The following is a 22,422-nucleotide window of genomic DNA, read 5'->3' on the forward strand; positions in this document are numbered from 1 at the left end:
GAAGATAAACTAAAAAACAAATCTGCCGGCCATTTCTTGACGCCTCAATTCCAGAGATTTACGGATTCAGCATTTGCCACAACTTGTCCTTAAGTTCAACCAAGCCTTGTTGCGCGACAGATGAGATGAACAAGTATGGCACTTTCTTCAGGGTTTTGTCGAGTTCCTTCTTCAATTCGGCCTTGAGTTCGTCGTCAAGCATGTCAGACTTTGAAATGACCAACAACCGTTGCTTGTCGAGCATTTCCGGGTTGTACTTCTCCAGTTCGTTGACCAAAATATCGTATTCCTTCCGGATGTCCGGCGCATCAGCCGGCACGAGGAACAACAAGGTGGAATTGCGTTCGATGTGGCGCAGGAAGTAATGCCCCAAACCTTTTCCTTCGGCCGCGCCTTCAATGATTCCGGGAATGTCGGCCATCACGAACGAACGGAAGTCACGGTATTGGACGATGCCCAAATTGGGTTTTAAGGTCGTAAACGGATAATCGGCGATTTTGGGTTTTGCCGATGTCATGACCGAAAGCAACGTGGATTTTCCGGCATTCGGGAAGCCTACCAAACCGACGTCGGCCAAGACTTTCAATTCCAGGATGATGTCTTTTTCTTCGCCCTGCAAACCCGGTTGCGCATACCGCGGCGTTTGATTCGTGGATGAGCGGAAATGCCAGTTGCCCAAACCGCCTTTGCCGCCGAGGGCAACGATTTTCTTTTCCCCGTGCTCGGTAATTTCGAACAGGATTTCATTGGTTTCCTTGTCGCGGACAACGGTACCGAGCGGCACTTCAATGAATTTGTCTTCGCCGTCGGCACCGGTAGAACGGTCTGAACCGCCATCGCCGCCGTGTGTGGCTTTGATGTGACGCGCAAATTTCAAATGGAACAGTGTCCAGAGTTCTTTGTTGCCCACCAGATACACATGGCCGCCACGACCGCCGTCGCCGCCGTCAGGGCCGCCTTTTTCAATGAATTTCTCACGGTGCAGGTGTGTGGAACCGCGTCCGCCTTTTCCGGACTGGACGTATATTTTTACGTAATCTACAAAGTTACCTTCGGTCATTCTGTAAGGTTCAAGGTTTAAGGTTTAAGGTTCAAGGTTTAGGCAGGATCGCTAACGCTACCCTTGCACCTTACCGCTTATGCCTATCCAAAATTATTCTTCTTCTTTTTTGTCAAGCGATTTTACGATCACTTTGTCGATCTTGGCGCCGTCCATGTCGAGCACTTCAAACTCGAAACGGTTCCATTCCAGTTTTTGGCCTTCTTTCGGGATGAACGACAATTCGGTCATGATCAGGCCCGAAACCGTCGTCACTTCGTAGTCATTGATGAGTTCGTCCAACTCGAAATACGTGAGGAAATCGTGCAACGAATAATGCCCGTCCACGAGCCATGTGCCGTCTTCCCGCGCGACGAGCTTGAAATCTTCGGCGTAGAATTCGGCCGCGTCGCCTACCAATGCTTCCAAAATGTCGTTCAGGGTAATGATGCCCTGGAAATCGCCGTATTCGTCTGAAACCAGCGCGTAATGGATGCCGCTCGACTTGAAATTCTCCAGCGCTTTGTAGGCCGTTGTGGTTTCCATGATGTACGGCGGCTCGGTCATGAGTTTGCCCAGATCGAAATCTTTGTCGTCGATGTGCGCAAAAATATTCTTGAGGTTCACCACGCCGTCGATGTCGTCGAAATTGTCGCCATACACCGGGTAAACCGAATGCAATTCCTTCATCATCAACTCTTTTACCTGTTGCTTGTCGGCATTGAGCGGCAACATCACCACGGATTTGCGGTGCGTCATGAGCGAATTTACCTTGCGGTCACCGATGTGGAACACGCGCTCCACGATGTCTTGCTCGATTTCCTGGACTTCGCCGCCTTCGGTGCCTTCCTTGATGATGGCCTTGATTTCTTCTTCGGTGACTTTTCCTTCTGCCGATGGCTTGATCATGAACACCTTGAGCAGGAATTCGGTGGAAACCGTCAAGAGCCAAATGAACGGCGCGGTCACGACCGACACATACTTCATAGGAACGGCAACGGCTTTCGCTATTTTCTCTGGATAGTTCAACCCGATGCGTTTCGGGAGCAATTCCCCGAGCACGAGCGAGAAGAATGTCAGGATGATGACCACGGTCGCCACCGACAAGGAATCAGCATACAACTTGGTCTGTTCAAAGCTTTCGTAGAAAACCCGCACGTCGTTGGTAATGGTATCGCCCGAAAAAATACCGGTTAAAATCCCGATAAGCGTAATCCCGATTTGTACCGTTGACAGGAATTTGGTTGGGTTGTTTGACAGCTCCAGCGCGGTCTGCGCACCCGCGTTGCCTTTCTTGGCTGCATTTTCCAAGCGGTTTTTGCGTGCCGAAATCAGGGCGATTTCAGACATCGAGAACACGCCGTTAAGCACAATGAGCAATAAAATGATGGTTATTTCCATACTTGCTTCGGCTCGAGCTGGTCAATCACGGCACTGAGTCGTTCCGTAATATCAGCGATCTCGCCAATCCCGTTCACAGGGTAGAATTTATTTTGGTTGGTGTAGTAATCTATTAAAGGTGCCGTTTTTTCGTTGTATTCCTGATAGCGGTTCCGGATTTTGGATTCGTCCTGATCGTCTGGCCGGCCGCTGGTTTTGCCCCGTTCGAGCAAACGTGCCACGAGAATGTTGTCGTCGGCTTCTAGCGCAATGGTCGCAGTGACTTCGGTGCCTTTTGATTCCAGAAATGCATCGAGCGCTTCGGCCTGGCCGTTGGTGCGCGGATAACCGTCGAACAAAAATCCTTTCGCATCCGGATTTTCATTTACGGCATCGATGAGCATGTTGGTCGTGATTTCATCGGGAACCAAATCGCCGCGTTCAATGATGGCTTTGGCCATGTTGCCGAGTTCGGTGCCCGCTTTCATATTCGCCCGGAAAATGTCGCCGGTGGACAAGTGCACGAGGTTGTATTTCTCTTTCAAAAATTCGGCTTGCGTGCCTTTGCCCGCACCAGGTTTTCCGAATAAAACGATGTTTATCATTGTGTTGGATTAATCACTGTTGAACGACGAATCGTCAACTATTAATTATTCATTATTAATTATTCATTGAGTTGATACACTTCCGGTAAATTTCTTCCCAACCCATCATAATCCAACCCATACCCGACGATGAACTTATTCGGGATCCGGATGCCGACGTAATCGAGCTTGATGTCTGCCTTGTACGCTTCGGGCTTGAAAAACAACGTCGCAAAACGCAAGTGTTTCACCTTTTGGGCCTTGAACAATGTCTTGAGGGTTTCTATGGTATGTCCGGTGTCCACGATGTCTTCGATGACCACAACCGTACGGCCTTCAAGGTCTTGATTGAGCCCGATGAGTTGTTTCGCTTCGCCGGTTGACGACGTGCCTTCGTACGATGCCATCTTGATGAAACTCACTTCGCACGAACCTTTGTAATGTTTCATGAAGTCGGCCACGACCATGAACGAACCGTTGAGAATCCCGACGAAAACCGGGACATCGTCTCCAAAATCATCTTCGACCTGCGCGGCCATTTGTGCAATCGCAAAGTCTATTTCTTCGGCCGATATGAACGGTACAAAATCTTTTTCGTGAAGTCGTATCACCTTGATTGGGTTTAATGTGCAAATATAGGAATTAGGAAAACGTTGCGCCCTTATAAAATTAGTGTTTTTTTTAAATGTTCGGCAATTGGGATTTTGACAAGGTTTGTTAAGAATTGTTTGACGTTCAGGTTTAAAGCAAAAACAGTCGTTAATAAAAAAACGCTGGTAAATTCCGGTAAAGCACTGGAACCGTTGATATCACCATCTTTTAACATAAAAGAGCATAAATTTTTAGCGCTGTTATCGTAATTTTGAACCTCAACACTTCTTAAAATTAAAACGTCATGCATCCTAATCTCACGATTTTTTACGCAGACGACGATGCAGAAGACCTATACTTTTTCAGCGAAGTCGTCAATACCCTCAGCGGCGTGTCCTTGCACACGGTTGACCATGGCGATGCCCTGATTGAAGCCTTGTACAATCCGCCGCCCACGCCCAATATTATTTTCCTGGATTTGAACATGCCTGGGAAAAACGGTTTCGATGTGTTGCGCGAGTTGCGTGGCGGGCCAAATTTCAACGACATTCCGGTGGTGGTTTTCTCGACTTCCTCCGACGAAAAAACGGTGGAAAAAACCCTCGCGCTCGGTGCCACTTTTTACCTGCCGAAACAAGAAAACTACGAATCCTTCAGAAAATCAATCCAATACACGCTGTCGATAGACTGGAAATCGTTCCGGACTACGCGCGAGAACTTTTTGTACGCCGCCGCTTAATTTATGATGCAAAACAGCCAGACGGCCCAACAGCGCCCGGCCGAATTATTTATTTCCATACTCAGGACCAAAACCGCACCGGCGCACCAGGCGTTGGAGGAGCTTCCCATTTCTAAAGCGATCGTTTCCCCGACGGTCAGCCGTGAAGATTACACCGCATACCTGAACGCCATGGCCGATGCCGTGCACGACTTAGAAACCCGCATTTTCCCGCGCGTCAGCGGCTTGATTCCAGACTTGCAAGAACGCAGAAAACTGCCGTCCATTTTAGAGGATTTGGCCTATTACGGTGCGCCAAAATCACATTTTCGACCGGTGTTCACCATTGGTGAGAATACGTCCGAAGCCTTTGCGATGGGCATCGTGTATGTTATGGAAGGTTCGGTATTGGGCGGCCGGATGATTTTGAAAAACCTGCACAACGCCTTGCGAATGGACAACGAAAGTGGCGCACGTTACTTTCACGGATACGGCGCCGAAACCGGATCGCGCTGGAAATCGTTTATGGAATTGCTGGCCCGTCATGAGACGGCGCAAGGTTGCAGTGACGACATCATCCGCGGCGCCAACCATGCCTTTGCGGCCATTCACCAACATTTTTTGCAGCATTCTTAAAACCGTTGCCGCCATGAACATCAAAGACATCGTCAACCGCGACCGCATCACGCTGACCAATTGCGAACACGAACCCATCCATATTCCCGGAAGTATCCAGCCGCACGGGTTTCTGATCGGCATCAAAACCGACGAATTCACCATTGACTTCTGCTCTGGAAATTGTACCGATTTCATTGGGATTGGCCACAACCAATTGCTCGGGAAAACCTTCCGGGAAACATTCGGCCAGGAAAATGAAACGGCACTGACCGCATACATCGCAGACCTTTCACGGCAATCTGCAGCGCCGCTTCGCCTTACTTTTAATGGGCAATGTTTTGGCTGCAGCATCCACCAGAGCGGATCGGTTTACATTCTCGAGGCCGAACCTCATGCGCCCGACCGCGACAAACTCGTTGATGCGTACACGCAAACCATCCAGTTCGTCTCCTATATGAACAGCACCAGCACGCTCAAGGAATTGTGTGCGTTGGTGGCGCACGGCACGCGCGAAATTACAGGGTACGATCGTGTCATGGTGTACCGCTTTGACCAGGAATACAACGGCGAAGTGTTTGCCGAAAGCTGCCGCGAAGACCTCGAACCGTTTCTTGGGTTGCACTATCCGCACACCGACATTCCCGTGCAGGCGCGAGAGCTGTATCTGAAAAACCTCTTGCGGCTCATTGTGGACATTCATTACGAACCGGTTCCGATTTATACCATTGACGATGTTCCGGGCAAAAACCTCGATCTGAGTTTGTCGGTATTGCGCAGCACGTCGCCCATCCATGTAGAATACCTCGCAAACATGGGCGTTGGCGCTACATTGACGATTTCGCTCATCCACAACGGGAAACTCTGGGGTTTGATCGCGTGCCACCATTATTCGCCGAAAAACCTCACGCCGGAAATCAAACTGGCCGCACAACTCCAAGGGCAATTCATTACGTCGCAGATTGACCTGCGCCAATCCAACGAAGAATACGAAATTGCACGAAAGGCCAACCTGGCGTTGGAAAAACTCACCGGATTCAACCTGCCGCCGGTGGCCGAATCATTTAAGATCATTTCCATCAGCCCCGAACTGCTCAAGTTGTGCAACGCGGCCGGCGTATCCATTTGCATCGGCGAGAACATATACAAGAATGGCCTTACGCCCAAAGACGAAGACATCCGGTTGCTCTCTGACTGGTTCCTGAATTACAGCAACGACGCCGCGTTCCACACAGACAAACTCATCCATTTCCTGCCGGGGATCGGGCAAATATGCTCGACTGTATCCGGGGTGATTTGTCATTCGCTTTCCGGCGGCAACAGCATCATCTGGTACCGGCCCGAAACCCAATCTGAAGTGCATTGGGGCGGCGACCCGAACAAAGCCATCATCCGCGACACCAATGGGTTGCATCCGCGAAATTCGTTCAACCTCTGGAAACAAATCGTCAAAGACCGAAGCAAACCTTGGCTCAGGCCAGAACTCAACACGGCAGCCAATTATGCACATTCGCTCCAAAAGCAACTCAGTATGATGTTGTTGAGCAACGAAGAGGAAAAGTACCGGAATCTGAATGAAATCCTGAAAGAAACGAACGCCGAACTGGAAAACATCAACTGGATTTCCACGCACGATTTGCAGGAACCGCTGCGCAAAATCCAACTCATCGGGTCGCGGCTGCTTTCCAAGGAAGACGAGCAATTGTCAGATTCGGTGCTTGACGGACTGACGCGCATCCAGAATTCCGCGCACCGCATGCAGACGTTGCTGGTCGATATCCTGAAATACACGCGCATCAAGAACACCGAAGCCGTTTTTGAAACCGTCGATTTAAACGCCATTCTCGAAGACACGCTGGCCGACCTCAAGGAAATGATCCGGGAGAAAAACGCGGGCCTCACTTTTCACGGCCTGCCCAAAATCATCGGTATCCCGTTTTTGCTGCGCCAACTGTTCTCCAACATATTGCTGAATTCGCTAAAATATGCATCGCCCGACCGCGAAACCACGATTTCTGTCACGGCGTCAGAAAACCCGATTTCGGTGCCGGCGCTTCGTGGGCGTTTGTGTTGGGCCATTTATTTTCAGGACAACGGCATCGGTTTCGAACCGCAATACGCAGACAACATTTTCAATATCTTTACGCGGCTGCACGCCCACGGTGAATACAAAGGTTCGGGCGTTGGGCTGGCGTTGTGCAAGAAAATCATGCAGACGCACCAAGGCGGCATTTCGGCTTCGGGAATGCCTGACGCCGGCGCTACCATTACGCTTTATTTCCCGTGCGACGTCCATGGAACAAACGCTTTATAACCGGATTGCCCAAAGCACCGCGCACCGCAAAAGCCGCGACGACAATGCCGCTTTTGTCCTGCGCCACGGCTTGGGTAACGAACTGATTTCACTCGCGCTCGACACCGCAGATAAAAACCATTTCAAGGCTTGCTGGACACTCGAACTCGTGCTCGAACAAAACCTCGACTTGCTCAAGCCCAGGCTTTCCGAATTCTGCGACAACCTGTTACGCTGGAAGAATGACAGCGCGCTGCGGTCCATTTCCAAAATCTGTATGTTCTGCGTTAAACGGCTACGGCAAGTGCCAGATTTTCTGACGGAAAAACAAATCCTGCAAATCACCGAAGCCTGTTTTCAGTGGGTCATTTCAGATGAAAAAGTCGCCGCCAAAGCGTACGCTATTTTTACGTTGTTCGAAACCGGCAAAAAACTGGACTGGGTATATCCAGAACTCGTCCCGGTGCTGCAACACGGCTTTCCCGATCATTCGCCTGCGTACCAATCGGTAGCACGGAAAGTACTCGGTAAAATAATGATTCTGTAGTTTTGGGCGTTGCCTTCGGCCCGCGCTATCCGTTTCAATCTTTTGCGTTGCCCTGCCGGGACAACACAAAAGGATTTCCACTGCTATCGCTAACGCGGCCAAACCAGAAACTGCGGTTATCAGGACTAGCGCCGTTGATCCAGAGAAACAGGCGGTCTTACCCAAAGCCATTGACGCTACGCAAACCTGTCCATCCGCAAAACTGATTGGTTTAAAGCGAAACAACTGAATCGCCGGAAATGCGGTGCCCTGGACTAACGCCGTTGGTCCAGAGAAACGGGTGGTCTTACCCAAAACCACTGACGCGGCGCGTCAATACTTTTTTTGTGCAGCTACGCTTACGAAAATTGAATTTTCGACGCGCTGCTGCACAAAAAAAGCCTTTCCGCGTTGCGGAAAGGCTTTGTGCCCAAGACTGGACTCGAACCAGCACACCCGAAGGCGCTGCGACCTGAACACAGTGCGTCTACCAATTTCGCCACTTGGGCATTCAGGAGCGCAAATTTAGGAATTAAACTTAATGCCAAGCAAGCGCTTTGCGAATTATTTTACACCGCTGCGGCCAATTCACTGATCCTTTGCAGTGCGGCTTCCCATTTAGATGACATTTCATCGTACATGCTTTCGTCCATGTCGCAGGAAACAGACAAAACCGTTTTGCCGTCTTCCTCGGTCAGGCGGTATGTTTCTTCGCTACCGATGTAGGCTTTCGCCATTGGGCTTTCGGTGTCTTCAATGCCGTTCATGATAAAGCCTTCGTAGACGAATGAAAGTTTTTCATACGGCTTCTTCCGGGCAATTTTCCCGAAGATGCCGTTGTTGGAATTGTCTGAAAATTCAATGCGGTGGCCTTCTATCCAGTCTGACTTTGCGGTCGTGCCTTCGCTGAAGATGGCGTACCATTCTGTGGTGTAGTTGTCGTCGAGCAAGACGGTCCAGACGTTTTCCTTGGGCGCGTCTATCGCGATTTGTTTGCGGATGGTTTTCATGTTCTCGGAATTTGGTTAGTGGACTAAAGTTAGCCAAAGTGCGTCAGATTCCCGCTCCGATTAAGTGTTTTTTAGGGCAATTTTGCGACAATTTTCACACGCTGCAAAACCGTTAAATTGGTTATCTTTGTGGCAACAGCAACACAATGGATTATTTTTCTTCAGATTTTACGCTCGGCATATTGGGCGGCGGGCAGTTGGGCAAGATGATGCTTTACGACACGCGCAAATTCGACATCAAGACCATCGTGCTCGACCCGAGCGACCAAGCGCCGTGCGCACTCGCCTGCAACAAATTCTATCAGGGCGATTTGATGGATTTCGATACCGTTTATGAATTCGGCAAAAAAGCGCACGTGCTCACTTTCGAGATTGAACACGTCAACGTGCAAGCCTTGGAACAACTGGCTTCGGAAGGCGTAAAAGTCTATCCTGACCCGGCCACGCTCAAACGCATCCAGAACAAAGGCGCACAAAAGGACTTTTACCGCCAACACCAAATCCCGACGGCCGACTACCATAAATTCGACACGCTCGACAGTTTGCGCGACGCCATCAGCCAAGACCGCATTGACCTGCCGTTTATTTGGAAAAGCACACTATTCGGGTATGACGGCAACGGCGTGAAAGTGGTCCGGAAAGACGCCGATTTGAACGGATTACCTGATGGTGAATGCATTGCCGAAGACATGATCGATTTCAAGAATGAACTGGCCGTGATCGTGGCGCGAAACCCGTCTGGCGAGATTAAGACGTATCCGGTCGTGGAAATGGAATTCCATCCGGAAGCCAACCAAGTGGAATACGTGATTTGCCCGGCGCGCATTGACGATGCAGTGGCCGAAAAAGCCCGCGCACTCGCGCTTGATGTGTCGAAGAAATTCAATCACGTAGGCCTGCTGGCCGTCGAAATGTTCCAGACGCATGATGATGAGATTTTGGTGAACGAAGTCGCGCCGCGCCCGCACAATTCCGGACACTATTCGATTGAAGCCAGTTATACATCGCAATTTGAGCAACACATCCGCGCGATTTTGGATTTGCCGTTGGGCCACACAGACAGCAAAGTGGCCGGCATCATGGTAAACCTTGTGGGCGAAGAAGGCCATTCGGGCGACGTGCATTACGAAAACATCGAGAAAATCATGGGCATCGACGGCGTGACACCGCACATTTATGGGAAGAAACAAACGCGGCCGTTTCGGAAAATGGGACATGTCACGATTGTGAATGAAGACGTTTCGAAAGCGAGGAAAATCGCCGAGGAAGTAAAGAATACGATACGGGTGATTTCGCGTTAGGGATTGCAGCAAGGTGCCGCGCACCGCGTAAAGCCCGGCCGAAGGCAACGCCAAAAAAATTATCAATTATTAATTGTCAATTGTCAATTAAATGAAAGTAGCGATTATTATGGGAAGCGCGTCTGACCTGCCGGTCATGCAAGACGCCATCGACATTTTACACGAACTGGGCGTGCCCACCGAAGTGGATATCGTGTCGGCGCACCGCACACCCGAAAAGTTGTTCGAATTCAGCAAATCGGCACATTTGAACGGGATTTCGGTGATTATTGCCGGAGCCGGCGGCGCCGCGCACTTGCCCGGAATGGTGGCCTCGATGTCTCCGCTTCCTGTGATTGGCGTTCCGGTAAAGTCGAGCAATTCCATAGACGGCTGGGATTCGGTCTTGTCTATTTTGCAAATGCCCGGCGGCGTTCCGGTGGCGACCGTTGCATTAAACGGCGCAAAGAATGCCGGTATTTTGGCCGCGCAGATCATCGGCAGTCATGATAAAATCGTACAGGCGAAAATCATCGCATACAAGGAAAACCTCAAGGATGCGGTAAACAAGGCGTCGGACAATCTTAAAAAATAATTTGGTGCAAGGTATTGGGTAGCGCCCTACAACCTTGAACCTTGAACTTTGAACATTTAAAATGACCATTCTCACCCAGAAATTCCAAACCAAACACAACACCGCACCTTTTTCGCAAATCAAGACCGACGATTTCAAGCCTGCTTTCGAGGAAGCGATTGCGATGGCCCGAAAAGAAATCGATGATATTATCGCCAGCACAGACGCGCCGACCTTCGAAAACACGATTGAAGCACTCGATTATTCGGGCGAAACATTAGACCGCCTGTCGCATATTTTCTTCAACCTGAATTCGGCCGAAACCAACGATGAAATCCAGCGGATTGCCCAGGAAGTGTCGCCTTTGTTGACGGCGTTCAGCAACGACATTTCACTCAATGAGGAATTGTTCGCGCGGGTGAAATCAGTCTATGATCAAAAAGACACTTTGCAATTGACGACCGAACAATCAACACTGCTCGATAAAAAATACAAAGGTTTTGCCCGTAACGGCGCGTTGTTGCCCGAAGACAAGAAGGCGAAACTGCGCGAGATCGATACGGAATTGGCGAAACTGAAACTTACTTTCGGCGAAAATGTACTGGCCGAAACCAACGATTACCAATTGCACATCACCGACGAAGCCGACCTGAAAGGCTTGCCGGAAGGCACGATTGAAGCTGCTGCAAACCTGGCGAAAAGTGAAGGGAAAGACGGTTGGATTTTTACGCTTGACCATCCGAGCTACATCCCGTTTGTGACGTATGCCGACAACCGCGCACTGCGTCGTGACATTACGATTGCCGCCGGCGCAAAAGGCTTCCGCAACAATGCAAACGACAACCAGGAAATCGTGAAGAAAATTGCCAAACTGCGGTTTGATCGCGCCCGATTGCTGGGTTACGATTCTCATGCGCACTTCGTGTTGGAAGAACGCATGGCGCAAAACCCGGACAAAGTAAAAGCATTCCTGAATGATTTGCTGGAAAAAGCCAAACCGGCGGCGATGAAGGAATTTACCGAGCTGACCGCATTTGCGAAAGCGCTGGACGGCTTGGAACATCTCGAAAAATGGGACGGCGGTTACTATTCGGAGAAACTCAAGCAGAAGTTGTTTGATTTCGACGACGAACAGCTCAAACCGTATTTCAAGCTCGAAAACGTACAACAAGGCGCGTTTACGGTGGCCAACAAATTGTTCGGGCTTACTTTTATGGAAGTGTTCGACATCGACAAATACCACGAAGATGTGCAGACGTTTGAAGTATTGGACTTCCAGGGTGAACTCGTGGCAATCTTCTACTCTGACTTTTTCCCGCGTAAGGGCAAACGCAACGGTGCCTGGATGACGTCGTTCAAGCCGCAATTCATGAAGAATGGAACGAATGAGCGGCCGCATGTTTCAATCGTCTGCAATTTCACCAAGCCTACCGAAACCAAGCCGTCGTTGCTGACTTTTCAGGAAGTGACGACGTTGTTCCACGAATTCGGGCATGCGCTGCATGGCATGTTGGCCAACACGACCTATCCGAGTTTATCTGGAACTTCCGTCTATTGGGATTTCGTGGAGTTGCCAAGCCAAGTCATGGAAAACTGGTGTTACGAACCCGAAGCGTTGGCGTTGTTTGCAAAGCATTACCAAACCGGCGAGGTCATTCCGCAGCATTTCATAGAAAAAATCAAGGCGAGCGCGAGTTTCCAGGAAGGCATCGCCACGATGCGCCAACTGAGTTTCGGGCTATTGGACATGGCGTATCACGCGGCCGACCCGTCAAATATCACCGATGTAAAAGCCTTTGAGAAAGCGGCATTCGAAAGCACGAAGTTATATCCGGACGTGGCCGAAAACTGCATGAGCACGGCGTTCTCGCACATTTTCCAAGGCGGTTATTCGTCGGGCTATTACAGCTACAAATGGGCCGAAGTCTTGGATGCCGACGCCTTTGAATTCTTCAAGGAAAAAGGCATTTTCAATACCGAAGTCGCGGCGCGATTCAAGGAAAATGTCTTATCGAAAGGCGGCACGGAACTGCCGATGGAATTGTATGTGAAGTTCCGCGGACAAGAGCCGAAACCTGATGCCTTGTTGCGACGCGCCGGGTTGATGTAACCGTATCAATAAGGCTGTTTTCTTCAAGCAGCCTTTTTTTGTCAAAAAACTTTCAATTATTTTTGAAAGTTTAAAAATAATGTTTTACATTTGACCCATGCAATACCACGAAGCCAGATCGAAATTCATCCAAACCTGGGGCGCACTCGGGTCGCAATGGGGCATCAATAAGACGATGGCGCAAATCCACGCGCTGCTGATGGTGTCAAACGATGCGGTTTCCATGGAAGACATCATGGCCGAGTTGCACATCTCGCGCGGCAATGCCAGCATGAACCTTCGGGCGCTGATGGATTGGGGCATCGTGTATAAAGAATACAAACCGGGCGAACGCCGCGAGTTCTTTACCGCCGAAAAAGACCTTGACGAACTGGCCGTGAAGATTTCCCGGGAACGCAGCCGGCGCGAGATCAAACCGGCGCTGAAGATCTTGAAGGAAGTATCGGTTGTGGAAGAAAATTCGGCTGCCGCGCGACACTTCTCAGACCAAACTAAAAAACTGTATGACTTTGTCCTGCAAGCCGACAATGCACTCGAAAAGATTACCGAATACAAAGACAACTGGCTCGCAAAACTGGTGGTCAAACTGATGAAGTGACAAAAAAATTTAAATAAATGTTTCATTTTTTTCTGAAAGTTTAAAATCTATAGTTATGAAAGCAATCCTTTATACCAATTATTTCTTATTGCTGGTTACGCCCTTGGCTTTCCTGCTGGCGAACGTGGGATGGATTGACCGGGAATGGCCACAATATGCCACCATGTGGCTCGCCTTGTATCAATTGTTCGTGGGTATGGCCATTGCCGTGTACCGGGTTTTCAACCGAAGCAACTTCCTGATTTGGTTCTATTGGCTGGGTGTCTTCTTGTTCTTCAGCGTCGGGTTGCGCCACACTCAAAACGGTTTTCCGTGGTATTGGCCTGCAATCCTCGCCGTCTATTTCAGCTATGTGTTGTATCGTGAAACGCAAATCCATTACCGCCATGAAAACAATCAAGTCTATCAATAACTGGGCGCTCGGCCTCCCGATGGGGCTGGGCGTATTGGGCATCATTTGGCCCGGGTTCTTTATCCTGGCCTTGCTGAGCACGACACTGACCGGGTTGTTGCAAGTTGTGGCGGCGATTTGTTTCTGGGGCGATTATCCCGAAAACCGACACATCAAAATCTATTTCGCCGGCGTGTTGTTGTTCTTCCTGCTTTTATCCGCGCTGCCCGACGGCACCGAATGGATCTGGTTGATGCCTATACTACTCTGTGTCTATCTGTGTATCATCATCTACACCCAAAAAGACCTTCCAAATGAAACCGACTAAACTCGTCATTGCCGCAGGCACCGGCTTTCTCGGACAAGTCTTGACTGGCTATTTCACGAATCAGTTTGATGAAATCGTCATACTGACAAGAGGCGAGCGCAAAACCGTTGGCCACATCCGTTACGTGCACTGGGACGCCAAGACCATGACCGGTTGGGAACATGAACTCGAGAACGCCGACGTGCTGATCAACCTTGCCGGAAAATCTGTGGATTGCCGTTACACGCAGGCCAATAAAAATGAAATCCTACGGTCACGGACAGACAGTACTGCCGTATTGAATATGGCGGTCTTGTGTTGCCAGCATCCGCCGAAACACTGGCTGAACAGTTCAACGGCAACGATTTATAAAAGTTCTTTCCTGACAACAAACGATGAACCGACAGGCGAAATCGGCGATGACTTTTCCATGAACGTGGCCAAGGAATGGGAAAAAGAATTCTTCGGAACCAAAACGCCCAAAACCTTGAAAACGGCGCTACGCACCTCTATCGTTCTTGGGAAAAAAGGCGGTGCATTCCTTCCGCTTAAAAACCTCGTGAAATTCGGGTTGGGCGGCAAGCAAGGCACCGGACGGCAATTCGTGAGTTGGATCCACGAGAGAGACTTTGCCCGCGCCGTCGACTTCATCATCCGGCATCAAATTATCGGCGTGGTGAACATCGTGGCACCGAAACCCATCCGCAACGCAGATTTCATGAAAGCACTTCGCCGTGCGTTGCATGTTCCGACCGGAATTCCGATAGGAAAAAAACTACTCGAATTCGGGGCGAAAATCATCGGCACGGAAACCGAGCTCGTCCTGAAAAGCCGCAACGTCGTCCCGAAACGACTGATGGAAAACGGCTTCACTTACCAATTCGGCACGCCTGAAAAAGCCTTTGAAAACCTAACCCGATAACCATGGACTACAACCTTTTCGGCTACGCCATTTACCTTTTGATAACAGCCGTCATCATCTTTCGGGTCGGGAAAATCTGCTACCGCAACGGCAATGTTTTCGTGGCCCAACTCATCCCGAACCACGAAGATTTGTGCAAACGCACCAACCAAATCTTACTGTTGGGTTACTACCTACTTAACATCGGCTATTGCGCCATCACACTGGTTCAATGGGATACGATACTCAGTGTACAGCAACTCGTGGAAACCATTTCGGTGAAAACGGCCGTGATTGTCTGCATCATCTCGGCGCTGCATTACATGAACATTTATCTGGTCACGTACCAACTCAAGAAAATCATTCAATAACCAAATACATTTATCATGGAAATTTCAAACACGCTTACCGGCTACGCCATTTACCTTCCAACCGCTATTTTACTGACACTGTACGTGTCACGGACGCTTTTCAAGAACAGCAAGATTTACATGCTCGACATCTTCAAAGGGCGCGAGGAAATTGCGTTGGCCACGAACCGTTTGTTCGAAACCGGGTTTTACCTGCTCAACATCGGGTTTGCGCTGATGATCCTGGAAATGAACCTCTATACTGGCACCAATCGGGAATTGGTGGAAGCGCTGAGCTACAAAATCGGTGGATTCTCCATTTATCTGGGCGTGATGTTGTTCGTGAATTTGTTCTTCTTTTTCCGCGGGAAACGCAAGGCGAAGGAAGCGGCGATGATGCAACCGCCATACAATCCAGAACCGCTGTTCAAATAACCTTTGATCTTTAAAAGCACATTGCCATTCCGTAGCTTTTGCGATTTTATCCGCTGGTTTTCGGTGCCGATATCTTAAATGATTTCGTGAGCGTCATGTCGTGGAATTTCTTCACGACCGTTCCGGCAGCCCGCGGCGGATTGTTCGCCTATTTTTCACCGGAGGAAAAAGTTAAATCGATTGGCTATCGCGTTAGCGGCTTGTGTATGAGAACTGTGACATAATAGAACTGGCCGAGAACTAAATCCCGGCCAGTTTCGATTAGGTTCAAATTACATTTTCACAAATTTCGCAGTCATGGTTTTGCCATCCACCGAAGCCCTGATGATATACATTCCTGAAACCAGCCCGGACGTATTTACCTGTGCAGTTTGTTGTTGCGTAATAACGGTTTTCCCGTACACATCGGTCACAATGATTTCATCAAACAGCGTGTACTCTTGCGTCATGATTTGTATAACATCGCGTGCCGGGTTTGGATAGACCGTAAACGTGTGCGGCGCAATTTCGGCGATTGACAACGTTGTACAATTGAGATAGGTCTCAGGATTCGGGTTGCTCGAATTGCTTCCGTTACCGAACTGCCCGCTGATGTTAGATCCCCAAGACCAGATTTGCGCATCTTTGAGGCAGTGCACGAAATGCGAACCAACGCTAATAAATTGCCAGTCGTTGTCTGTCCCGACCTGTGTCAAATCAGGGTATGGCGTGGACGCGCTCGGATCAACTGTACCGTTACCAAGTTGTCCGGTATTGTTGAGTCCGCAGGTCCAGATGGTACCATCTGTTTTTAGCCCGATAGTATGCCCGAGCCCGCTGACGATTTTTTCCCAATTTGTCTGTGTTCCTGATTGTGTCGGAACCCATACGTCGTCTGTAGTCCCGTTGCCCAATTGTCCCAAAATATTAAAACCCCAACCCCATAAGGTACCATTACTCTTGAGTGCGACACTATGAGCATTGCCGGCTGAAATGTCAACCCAATCGTTATCAGTACCGACTTGAATCGGAGAAAGTTCATCTACATCAGTACCAATTCCGAGCTGGCCGCTTGCATTCCATCCCCAAGCCCACAAAGTGCCGTCTGTCCTGATACCCAACGTATGATAATAACCGCAGTATATTTTCGACCAATTCGTTGCAATGCCAATCTGTACCGGATCGGGTCTGTCTTCCATTGCACCGTCGCCGATTGCACCATTCAGTCCCATACCCCAGGCCCAAAGCGTTCCGTCGGTTTTCAAGGCCGTGCAATGTTGTCTTCCGGTTGAGACTTCCGCCCAGTTGGTCTCGTTTCCAATCTGGGTAGGCGATAAAATATTAGACCCCGCCGTACCGCCAAGTTGTCCGATTCCATTGTCGCCCCAAACCCACAGCGTGCCGTCGGTCTTGACTGCAATCGTATGGTAATCGCCACACGCAATTTTTGCCCAGTTGCTGTCCGTGCCGATTTGTGCAGGCGAATAATGCTGCATTGTTGTTCCGTCGCCCAATTGGCCCCGGCTATTTGAACCCCAAGACCAGATTGTGCCGTCGTCTTTAATTGCGACGGTATGCGTCCGGCCAGCGCTGATAGCCGTCCAGCAACCTTGACCCGACATAATGCTGACAAAGAAAAATGTAGCTAAAAAGAAAAAATTTCTGAAGAGTAGTTTTGTTTTCATATCGCTGTTCTGACGTTAGTTCGCTAAATATATAAAATCTTTAACCCAATTTGCGGCCGTCAAATAAATTTACCCGAAAACCAAAACGAGCAGCAGCCATAACAAGGGTATGCTTTCGGTCCAAAACAACGAATAGTATTTTGACCGTTTTTCGTTAGCAAAAATCAGGAATAATGCAGTAACTATGACCAGGACAATATTGATGTAAATCTGCGGCACGTCACGATTGGTCTTGAAAAATTCAAGGAAGTAAAATACCAAGAGTAAAATCACCCCGAGAATTTTCGTCTTTCCGACACCAATTTCCTGCGGTACGGTTTTCAGGTGCGGATCATCCTTGTCGATATCGACGATCTCGAAAATCAACACCAGACTGAATACCAGTAAGAACCGCTGCACGCATTTCAGCAGAAAATCCGACGACACCGCCACACCGGCATCCACAAGTGGCAACACGAGCGTCACGCCGACCCAGCAAACGGACACGATGTAAATCTTGACGCCAGACCAATTACGTGCATTTCGTTTGTTCGGGAAAAACGGCAACGTGTAGAGCGCGGTCAAGGACAGCAAGGCCAAAGACAACAGTTGCGTGATCCAGCGAAATTGGAAGAAACAAACCGCAGCGCCAAGAAAGCAGACAAAACTAAGCCATGCAATTCCACGGATTTCGTTGCTTACCGCAGCGCTTCTCACCCGCGCGATCTCATCGTATTTGACGAAGTTGTAACCGGTGACCGTTCCGCAAAAAACAAACAAAACCACTGGCCAATCATACGGCAACCGGAACATGTGCTGGGTCATTAACGTGAGCGAAGATGCAGACGCCGCCACATGCAAACTGCTTCGCAAATAAAAACCGAGAAGTCTTGCCGGAATGCCCATCTTACAAAGTTACGGGCAAACTGTTAACAAGATGGCTTTTCGGTTGAAAAAATGGCAACGCAACACACCTTCGGGCCAATGATTTTTGCGGATAAATCAGTATTTTTGTGGCACTAAAAACAACACGCTCGCTATTATATGAAAACAGACGCTTTTGCCCTGCGACACATCGGCCCAAGAGAACATGATGTGACGCACATGCTCAAAACCATTGGTGTGGCATCGATGGACCAACTCGTGTATGAAACTTTCCCAGACGACATCCGGCTGAAATCACCGTTGGCGCTCGATCCGGCCATGACCGAATACGAGTATCTGAACCACATCCAACAGCTGGGCAACCAAAATAAAATCTACAAATCGTACATCGGCATGGGTTATCACCCGACCATCGTGCCGCCGACCATACAGCGCAACATCTTCGAAAACCCAGGCTGGTACACGGCTTACACGCCGTATCAGGCCGAAATTGCGCAAGGCCGTTTGGAAGCGCTTTTGAATTACCAGACCACCGTAATTGAATTGACGGGAATGGAAATCGCGAACGCATCATTGCTGGACGAAGGCACTGCTGCCGCGGAAGCGATGGCGTTGTTGTTCGACGTCAGGACGCGCGACCAGAAGAAGAACAACGTCAACAAATTTTTCGTTTCGGAAGAAATCCTGCCTCAAACGCTGTCTGTCCTGCAAACCCGTTCGACACCGATCGGGGTTGAACTCGTGGTAGGCAACCATGAGGAATTTGCATTCGGGGACGATTTCTTCGGTGCGATTTTGCAGTATCCGGGCAAGTACGGGCAAGTGTTCGACTACGGAAAATTCATCGCATCGGCCAAAGCGAAAGACATCAAGATTGCCGTGGCCGCCGATATTTTGTCGTTGGTCAAACTGACACCGCCGGGCGAAATGGGCGCCGATGTGGTTCTGGGCACGACGCAACGGTTCGGCATCCCGATGGGTTACGGCGGACCGCATGCTGCCTACTTCGCCACGAAGGAAGAATACAAACGCTCCATGCCGGGCCGCATCATCGGTGTTACGGTGGATGCCAACGGAAACCGTGCACTTCGCATGGCGTTGCAGACACGCGAGCAGCACATCAAACGTGAAAAAGCCACGTCGAATATTTGTACCGCTCAGGTATTGTTGGCCGTAATGGCTGGTATGTACGCGGTATATCACGGGCCGAAAGGCTTGCATTACATTGCCGATACGGTTCATGCGTCGGCGGTGACCTTGGCCGACGCGCTCAATACACTTGGCGTATACCAGACCAACACGGCGTTTTTCGATACGATCGTCTTAAAAGCCGATGCCGCGAAAGTGAGAGCCATCGCCGAAAAGCACGAAGTGAATTTCTTTTACCCTGATGCCGATACGGTTTCGATTTCGGTCAACGAAACGACTTCCATCGCAGATTTGAACCAAATCGTGTCCATCTTTGCTGAAGCGACAGGGAAAACGCGTAACACCATTACGGCATTGTCTTCGGCAACGCATTATCCTGAAAACCTGAAAAGAACGTCAGACTTCCTGAAGCACGACGTATTCAATAAACACCATTCCGAAACTGCCTTGATGCGTTACATGAAAATGCTCGAGCGTAAGGATTTGGCGTTGAACCATTCGATGATTTCACTCGGTTCCTGTACGATGAAACTCAATGCGGCGGCCGAAATGTTGCCGCTTTCGATGGCCAACTGGAACAGCATCCATCCGTTTGCGCCCATCGAACAAGCACAAGGTTACCAAACCATGCTGAAGAAACTCGAGCAACAACTCAATGTGGTGACCGGGTTCGCGGGCACGACATTGCAACCGAACTCGGGTGCACAAGGCGAATATGCCGGCCTGATGGTGATTCGTGCGTACCATGAATCACGCGGCGATTCACACCGGAACATCGCGCTGATTCCGGCATCGGCGCACGGTACGAATCCGGCTACTGCGACCATGGCGGGCATGCAGGTTGTGGTGACGAAAACCTCTGAAAACGGAAACATCGACGTTGAGGATTTGCGCGCCAAGGCGATTGAACACAAAGACAACCTCGCGTGTTTGATGGTGACCTATCCGTCCACACACGGTGTTTTTGAATCGGCCATTATCGAAATCACGAAAATCATCCACGACAACGGCGGGCAAGTCTATATGGACGGCGCGAACATGAACGCACAGGTTGGCCTGACCAATCCGGCTACGATTGGCGCCGACGTTTGTCACCTGAATTTGCACAAAACATTTGCAATCCCGCACGGCGGCGGCGGCCCGGGCGTTGGCCCGATTTGCGTGGCGAAACACCTCGTGCCGTTCTTGCCGACCAACCCAATCATCAAAACCGGCGGCGATCAAGCCATCACGGCGATTTCGGCTGCACCTTGGGGTTCGGCGTTGGTTTGCTTGATTTCGTACGGCTACATCACGATGCTGGGCGCTGAGGGCTTGACCGATTCTACCAAGAACGCCATCCTGAACGCAAACTATATCAAGGAAAGACTGGCCGGCCATTACGACACGCTGTACAGCGGCGAAATGGGACGCGCGGCGCACGAGATGATTCTGGAATGCCGTCCGTTCAAGGAAAAAGGCATTGAAGTGACGGACATTGCGAAACGTTTGATGGATTACGGTTTCCACGCGCCAACGGTGTCATTCCCGGTAGCCGGCACGCTGATGGTGGAACCGACAGAATCGGAAAACCTGGAAGAACTCGACCGTTTCTGCGACGCGATGATTTCGATCCGTAAGGAAATTGAAGCGGCATCGGCCGACGATAAGAACAACGTCCTGAAAAACGCGCCGCATACCCAAGCGATGCTTACGGCCGATGACTGGAACTTCCCGTATTCGCGTCAACAGGCCGCGTTCCCGCTGGATTATATTTCAGACAATAAATTCTGGCCAACGGTACGGCGGGTTGACGACGCTTACGGCGACCGCAACCTGGTTTGCTCGTGTGCGCCGATTGAAGCGTATATGGAGAGTTAATTGACAATGGATAATTGACCACAAAAAAATCCCGCTGACGCGGGATTTTTTTTGTGGGTTGACGTGGAGCAATGGTTTGAAACTTGGTTAAAAAGCGAGTGGCACGAATCCGAATAAAAAAAGCCCCGGAAATTCCGGGGCTTTTCTTTTACAATCAAGTATGAATTAGTATTTGTAAGCAATACCTTTTTTGATGTTCTGTGAACCACCCAAAGCGTTTGAGTTGGCACCCACTGTTGACTTGTCAGCAGTCATCAGCACGAACGGACAGCCTTGTTTGGCGGCATCCATTTTCAATTTTTTGTCGGCTTTCTTGTCTCCGGTGTTACCTGTCTGGAAATTGATCAAACCAGTTTTTCCGCGAACTTCACCTACTTTTTTCAAGCCTGCGATGTAGTCTTTCTCTTCGAAAATAACCACTTTCTCCCAGTCGTCTTCGCCGTTCACAACGATTTTTTCTGTAACTTCTTCAGTACGTCCGGTTTTGCCGTAAACGATTTTTTCGATGGCATACTTACTCATTGAGTTTTCAGCATCTTCGCCATCATACTTGAATACGATGACATACTCTTCGTTGCGGATTACTTTTCCGTCCACTACTTCGCCGTTGTGCTTGTAGATTTTGTCTGTCTGGGCAGATACAACCGCTGTTACCAGCATCACGGCCAACACTAATAATTTTTTCATTTTGTCTTTAATTTTTGCTGTTATTGGATGGCAAATATATATGGATTTTCTATTTGAAAAAACATTTGTCACCTTTTAACAGCTTAATTTCGACTAATTTTGCAAAAAATCCGACGTGAAGCCAGACATCGCCACCCGAAAAGACATTGAACTGATCATGCGGAACTTCTACGGCAACTTATTGTCGGATGCTGAGATCGCCTACATTTTTATCGATGTCGCCAAAATTGACCTCGAAAAACACCTGCCGCACCTGGCCGATTTTTGGGAACAAAACATCCTGAACATCGGAAGTTACCGAAACAACGTCCTAAAAATCCATGTTGATCTGCACGAGCTTGAACCGCTTACGGCCAATCATTTCCAGATTTGGCTGCGCCATTTTAACGCCACCATAGACGAATCGTTTTCAGGTGAAAAATCGGAATTGATGAAAACCCGTGCGCTTTCTATCGCGACGGTGATGCAGCTTAAATTGACGTAGTCTTCGCTGTGG

The 22,422-nt window shown here is 49.5% G+C and carries 24 protein-coding genes and 1 tRNA gene; 15 read left to right on the forward strand and 10 right to left on the reverse strand.

Annotated features, from left to right (window positions below; genetic code table 11):
• Positions 1 to 58: 58 nt before the first annotated feature.
• The 5 genes from obgE to ACM9J1_RS07770 form a co-directional block, all read right to left on the reverse strand.
• Positions 59 to 1,060 (reverse strand): GTPase ObgE, encoded by a 1,002-nt coding sequence (gene obgE / locus ACM9J1_RS07750; protein ID WP_415581460.1) that lies wholly within the window; start codon positions 1,058 to 1,060, stop codon positions 59 to 61.
• Positions 1,061 to 1,153: 93 nt separating this feature from the next.
• The gene (locus tag ACM9J1_RS07755) at positions 1,154 to 2,440 is read right to left on the reverse strand and encodes a hemolysin family protein (protein WP_415581461.1); all 1,287 of its coding nucleotides are present in this window, start codon (positions 2,438 to 2,440) and stop codon (positions 1,154 to 1,156) included.
• Positions 2,431 to 3,024 carry an adenylate kinase gene (locus ACM9J1_RS07760; RefSeq protein ID WP_415581462.1) on the reverse strand — a complete coding sequence of 198 codons (594 nt, stop codon included), beginning with the start codon at positions 3,022 to 3,024 and terminating at the stop codon, positions 2,431 to 2,433. The genes ACM9J1_RS07755 and ACM9J1_RS07760 overlap by 10 nt, the downstream gene beginning before the upstream one ends.
• A 59-nt stretch (positions 3,025 to 3,083) precedes the next feature.
• Positions 3,084 to 3,614, reverse strand: a complete 531-nt coding sequence (hpt, locus tag ACM9J1_RS07765) for a hypoxanthine phosphoribosyltransferase (protein ID WP_415581463.1) — start codon at positions 3,612 to 3,614, stop codon at positions 3,084 to 3,086.
• Positions 3,615 to 3,664: 50 nt separating this feature from the next.
• Entirely contained in the window at positions 3,665 to 3,904 is a 240-nt protein-coding gene (locus ACM9J1_RS07770) for a hypothetical protein (RefSeq protein WP_415581464.1), read from the reverse strand.
• On the opposite strand from ACM9J1_RS07770, the gene ACM9J1_RS07775 reads away from it, so the two are divergent.
• From ACM9J1_RS07775 to ACM9J1_RS07790, 4 genes are read left to right on the forward strand one after another with little or no spacing between them, the layout of a single operon-like run.
• Positions 3,899 to 4,333, forward strand: a complete 435-nt coding sequence (locus ACM9J1_RS07775; protein ID WP_415581465.1) for a response regulator — start codon at positions 3,899 to 3,901, stop codon at positions 4,331 to 4,333. The two genes, ACM9J1_RS07770 and ACM9J1_RS07775, sit on opposite strands and share 6 nt — an antisense overlap.
• 3 nt (positions 4,334 to 4,336) lie before the next feature.
• On the forward strand, positions 4,337 to 4,948 hold the full coding sequence (locus tag ACM9J1_RS07780; RefSeq protein ID WP_415581466.1) for a biliverdin-producing heme oxygenase: 612 nt from the start codon (positions 4,337 to 4,339) through the stop codon (positions 4,946 to 4,948).
• A gap of 13 nt (positions 4,949 to 4,961) precedes the next feature.
• Positions 4,962 to 7,241, forward strand: coding sequence for an ATP-binding protein (locus ACM9J1_RS07785; RefSeq protein ID WP_415581467.1), 2,280 nt, complete (start codon positions 4,962 to 4,964; stop codon positions 7,239 to 7,241).
• Positions 7,222 to 7,767, forward strand: a complete 546-nt coding sequence (locus ACM9J1_RS07790; protein ID WP_415581468.1) for a hypothetical protein — start codon at positions 7,222 to 7,224, stop codon at positions 7,765 to 7,767. The genes ACM9J1_RS07785 and ACM9J1_RS07790 overlap by 20 nt, the downstream gene beginning before the upstream one ends.
• Positions 7,768 to 8,173: 406 nt before the next feature.
• Here ACM9J1_RS07790 and ACM9J1_RS07795 read toward each other — a convergent pair.
• Both ACM9J1_RS07795 and ACM9J1_RS07800 read right to left on the reverse strand, forming a co-directional pair.
• A tRNA-Leu gene (locus ACM9J1_RS07795) sits at positions 8,174 to 8,255 on the reverse strand.
• 60 nt (positions 8,256 to 8,315) lie between these two features.
• Complete coding sequence (locus ACM9J1_RS07800; protein WP_415581469.1) at positions 8,316 to 8,756, reverse strand: SRPBCC family protein; 441 nt, start codon at positions 8,754 to 8,756, stop codon at positions 8,316 to 8,318.
• Positions 8,757 to 8,902: 146 nt separating this feature from the next.
• Here ACM9J1_RS07800 and ACM9J1_RS07805 point away from each other — a divergent pair, with 146 nt between their 5' ends.
• The 9 genes from ACM9J1_RS07805 to ACM9J1_RS07845 all read left to right on the forward strand — a co-directional run bounded on the left by ACM9J1_RS07805 (position 8,903) and on the right by ACM9J1_RS07845 (position 15,702).
• Complete coding sequence (locus ACM9J1_RS07805; RefSeq protein ID WP_415581470.1) at positions 8,903 to 10,057, forward strand: 5-(carboxyamino)imidazole ribonucleotide synthase; 1,155 nt, start codon at positions 8,903 to 8,905, stop codon at positions 10,055 to 10,057.
• 91 nt (positions 10,058 to 10,148) lie between these two features.
• A complete protein-coding gene (gene purE, locus ACM9J1_RS07810) occupies positions 10,149 to 10,631 on the forward strand; it encodes a 5-(carboxyamino)imidazole ribonucleotide mutase (RefSeq protein ID WP_415581471.1) in 483 nt (160 codons plus the stop codon).
• Between the two features lie 61 nt (positions 10,632 to 10,692).
• Positions 10,693 to 12,720: a M3 family metallopeptidase gene (locus ACM9J1_RS07815; protein WP_415581472.1), complete on the forward strand. Its 2,028-nt coding sequence runs from the start codon at positions 10,693 to 10,695 to the stop codon at positions 12,718 to 12,720.
• 97 nt (positions 12,721 to 12,817) lie between these two features.
• Positions 12,818 to 13,318, forward strand: coding sequence for a GbsR/MarR family transcriptional regulator (locus tag ACM9J1_RS07820; protein WP_415581473.1), 501 nt, complete (start codon positions 12,818 to 12,820; stop codon positions 13,316 to 13,318).
• 55 nt (positions 13,319 to 13,373) lie between these two features.
• Positions 13,374 to 13,730, forward strand: a complete 357-nt coding sequence (locus ACM9J1_RS07825) for a hypothetical protein (RefSeq protein ID WP_415581474.1) — start codon at positions 13,374 to 13,376, stop codon at positions 13,728 to 13,730.
• Entirely contained in the window at positions 13,705 to 14,037 is a 333-nt protein-coding gene (locus ACM9J1_RS07830) for a hypothetical protein (protein WP_415581475.1), read from the forward strand. The genes ACM9J1_RS07825 and ACM9J1_RS07830 overlap by 26 nt, the downstream gene beginning before the upstream one ends.
• Positions 14,024 to 14,938, forward strand: coding sequence for a TIGR01777 family oxidoreductase (locus tag ACM9J1_RS07835; RefSeq protein WP_415581476.1), 915 nt, complete (start codon positions 14,024 to 14,026; stop codon positions 14,936 to 14,938). The genes ACM9J1_RS07830 and ACM9J1_RS07835 overlap by 14 nt, the downstream gene beginning before the upstream one ends.
• Positions 14,939 to 14,940: 2 nt before the next feature.
• Entirely contained in the window at positions 14,941 to 15,288 is a 348-nt protein-coding gene (locus tag ACM9J1_RS07840; RefSeq protein WP_415581477.1) for a hypothetical protein, read from the forward strand.
• Positions 15,289 to 15,303: 15 nt separating this feature from the next.
• Positions 15,304 to 15,702: a hypothetical protein gene (locus ACM9J1_RS07845; RefSeq protein WP_415581478.1), complete on the forward strand. Its 399-nt coding sequence runs from the start codon at positions 15,304 to 15,306 to the stop codon at positions 15,700 to 15,702.
• Between the two features lie 272 nt (positions 15,703 to 15,974).
• Here the strand turns inward: ACM9J1_RS07845 and ACM9J1_RS07850 are convergent, their stop codons facing one another.
• Both ACM9J1_RS07850 and ACM9J1_RS07855 read right to left on the reverse strand, forming a co-directional pair.
• A complete protein-coding gene (locus ACM9J1_RS07850) occupies positions 15,975 to 17,366 on the reverse strand; it encodes an RCC1 domain-containing protein (protein WP_415581479.1) in 1,392 nt (463 codons plus the stop codon).
• A 69-nt stretch (positions 17,367 to 17,435) separates the two neighbouring features.
• The gene (locus ACM9J1_RS07855; RefSeq protein ID WP_415581480.1) at positions 17,436 to 18,251 is read right to left on the reverse strand and encodes a UbiA prenyltransferase family protein; all 816 of its coding nucleotides are present in this window, start codon (positions 18,249 to 18,251) and stop codon (positions 17,436 to 17,438) included.
• Positions 18,252 to 18,389: 138 nt separating this feature from the next.
• Between ACM9J1_RS07855 and gcvP the strand changes: the two genes are divergently transcribed.
• Positions 18,390 to 21,239 carry an aminomethyl-transferring glycine dehydrogenase gene (gcvP, locus tag ACM9J1_RS07860; protein ID WP_415581481.1) on the forward strand — a complete coding sequence of 950 codons (2,850 nt, stop codon included), beginning with the start codon at positions 18,390 to 18,392 and terminating at the stop codon, positions 21,237 to 21,239.
• 165 nt (positions 21,240 to 21,404) lie between these two features.
• Here the strand turns inward: gcvP and ACM9J1_RS07865 are convergent, their stop codons facing one another.
• A complete protein-coding gene (locus tag ACM9J1_RS07865; RefSeq protein ID WP_415581482.1) occupies positions 21,405 to 21,926 on the reverse strand; it encodes a hypothetical protein in 522 nt (173 codons plus the stop codon).
• 115 nt (positions 21,927 to 22,041) lie between these two features.
• On the opposite strand from ACM9J1_RS07865, the gene ACM9J1_RS07870 reads away from it, so the two are divergent.
• A complete protein-coding gene (locus ACM9J1_RS07870; RefSeq protein ID WP_415581483.1) occupies positions 22,042 to 22,410 on the forward strand; it encodes a group III truncated hemoglobin in 369 nt (122 codons plus the stop codon).
• Positions 22,411 to 22,422 lie beyond the last annotated feature (12 nt).

This window comes from Flavobacterium longum (assembly GCF_965137575.1).
Taxonomy (GTDB): Bacteria; Bacteroidota; Bacteroidia; order Flavobacteriales; family Flavobacteriaceae; genus Flavobacterium; species Flavobacterium longum.

What these genes read in the sequence shown, in the direction of transcription:
- obgE (WP_415581460.1), bottom strand. Translation starts at nt 1,060, where the DNA reads ATGACCGAAGGTAACTTTGTAGATTACGTAAAAATATACGTCCAGTCC.
- ACM9J1_RS07755 (WP_415581461.1), bottom strand. Translation starts at nt 2,440, where the DNA reads ATGGAAATAACCATCATTTTATTGCTCATTGTGCTTAACGGCGTGTTC.
- ACM9J1_RS07760 (WP_415581462.1), bottom strand. Translation starts at nt 3,024, where the DNA reads ATGATAAACATCGTTTTATTCGGAAAACCTGGTGCGGGCAAAGGCACG.
- ACM9J1_RS07775 (WP_415581465.1), top strand. Translation starts at nt 3,899, where the DNA reads ATGCATCCTAATCTCACGATTTTTTACGCAGACGACGATGCAGAAGAC.
- ACM9J1_RS07770 (WP_415581464.1), bottom strand. Translation starts at nt 3,904, where the DNA reads ATGCATGACGTTTTAATTTTAAGAAGTGTTGAGGTTCAAAATTACGAT.
- ACM9J1_RS07780 (WP_415581466.1), top strand. Translation starts at nt 4,337, where the DNA reads ATGATGCAAAACAGCCAGACGGCCCAACAGCGCCCGGCCGAATTATTT.
- ACM9J1_RS07785 (WP_415581467.1), top strand. Translation starts at nt 4,962, where the DNA reads ATGAACATCAAAGACATCGTCAACCGCGACCGCATCACGCTGACCAAT.
- ACM9J1_RS07790 (WP_415581468.1), top strand. Translation starts at nt 7,222, where the DNA reads ATGGAACAAACGCTTTATAACCGGATTGCCCAAAGCACCGCGCACCGC.
- ACM9J1_RS07800 (WP_415581469.1), bottom strand. Translation starts at nt 8,756, where the DNA reads ATGAAAACCATCCGCAAACAAATCGCGATAGACGCGCCCAAGGAAAAC.
- ACM9J1_RS07805 (WP_415581470.1), top strand. Translation starts at nt 8,903, where the DNA reads ATGGATTATTTTTCTTCAGATTTTACGCTCGGCATATTGGGCGGCGGG.
- purE (WP_415581471.1), top strand. Translation starts at nt 10,149, where the DNA reads ATGAAAGTAGCGATTATTATGGGAAGCGCGTCTGACCTGCCGGTCATG.
- ACM9J1_RS07815 (WP_415581472.1), top strand. Translation starts at nt 10,693, where the DNA reads ATGACCATTCTCACCCAGAAATTCCAAACCAAACACAACACCGCACCT.
- ACM9J1_RS07820 (WP_415581473.1), top strand. Translation starts at nt 12,818, where the DNA reads ATGCAATACCACGAAGCCAGATCGAAATTCATCCAAACCTGGGGCGCA.
- ACM9J1_RS07825 (WP_415581474.1), top strand. Translation starts at nt 13,374, where the DNA reads ATGAAAGCAATCCTTTATACCAATTATTTCTTATTGCTGGTTACGCCC.
- ACM9J1_RS07830 (WP_415581475.1), top strand. Translation starts at nt 13,705, where the DNA reads ATGAAAACAATCAAGTCTATCAATAACTGGGCGCTCGGCCTCCCGATG.
- ACM9J1_RS07835 (WP_415581476.1), top strand. Translation starts at nt 14,024, where the DNA reads ATGAAACCGACTAAACTCGTCATTGCCGCAGGCACCGGCTTTCTCGGA.
- ACM9J1_RS07840 (WP_415581477.1), top strand. Translation starts at nt 14,941, where the DNA reads ATGGACTACAACCTTTTCGGCTACGCCATTTACCTTTTGATAACAGCC.
- ACM9J1_RS07845 (WP_415581478.1), top strand. Translation starts at nt 15,304, where the DNA reads ATGGAAATTTCAAACACGCTTACCGGCTACGCCATTTACCTTCCAACC.
- ACM9J1_RS07850 (WP_415581479.1), bottom strand. Translation starts at nt 17,366, where the DNA reads ATGAAAACAAAACTACTCTTCAGAAATTTTTTCTTTTTAGCTACATTT.
- ACM9J1_RS07855 (WP_415581480.1), bottom strand. Translation starts at nt 18,251, where the DNA reads ATGGGCATTCCGGCAAGACTTCTCGGTTTTTATTTGCGAAGCAGTTTG.
- gcvP (WP_415581481.1), top strand. Translation starts at nt 18,390, where the DNA reads ATGAAAACAGACGCTTTTGCCCTGCGACACATCGGCCCAAGAGAACAT.
- ACM9J1_RS07865 (WP_415581482.1), bottom strand. Translation starts at nt 21,926, where the DNA reads ATGAAAAAATTATTAGTGTTGGCCGTGATGCTGGTAACAGCGGTTGTA.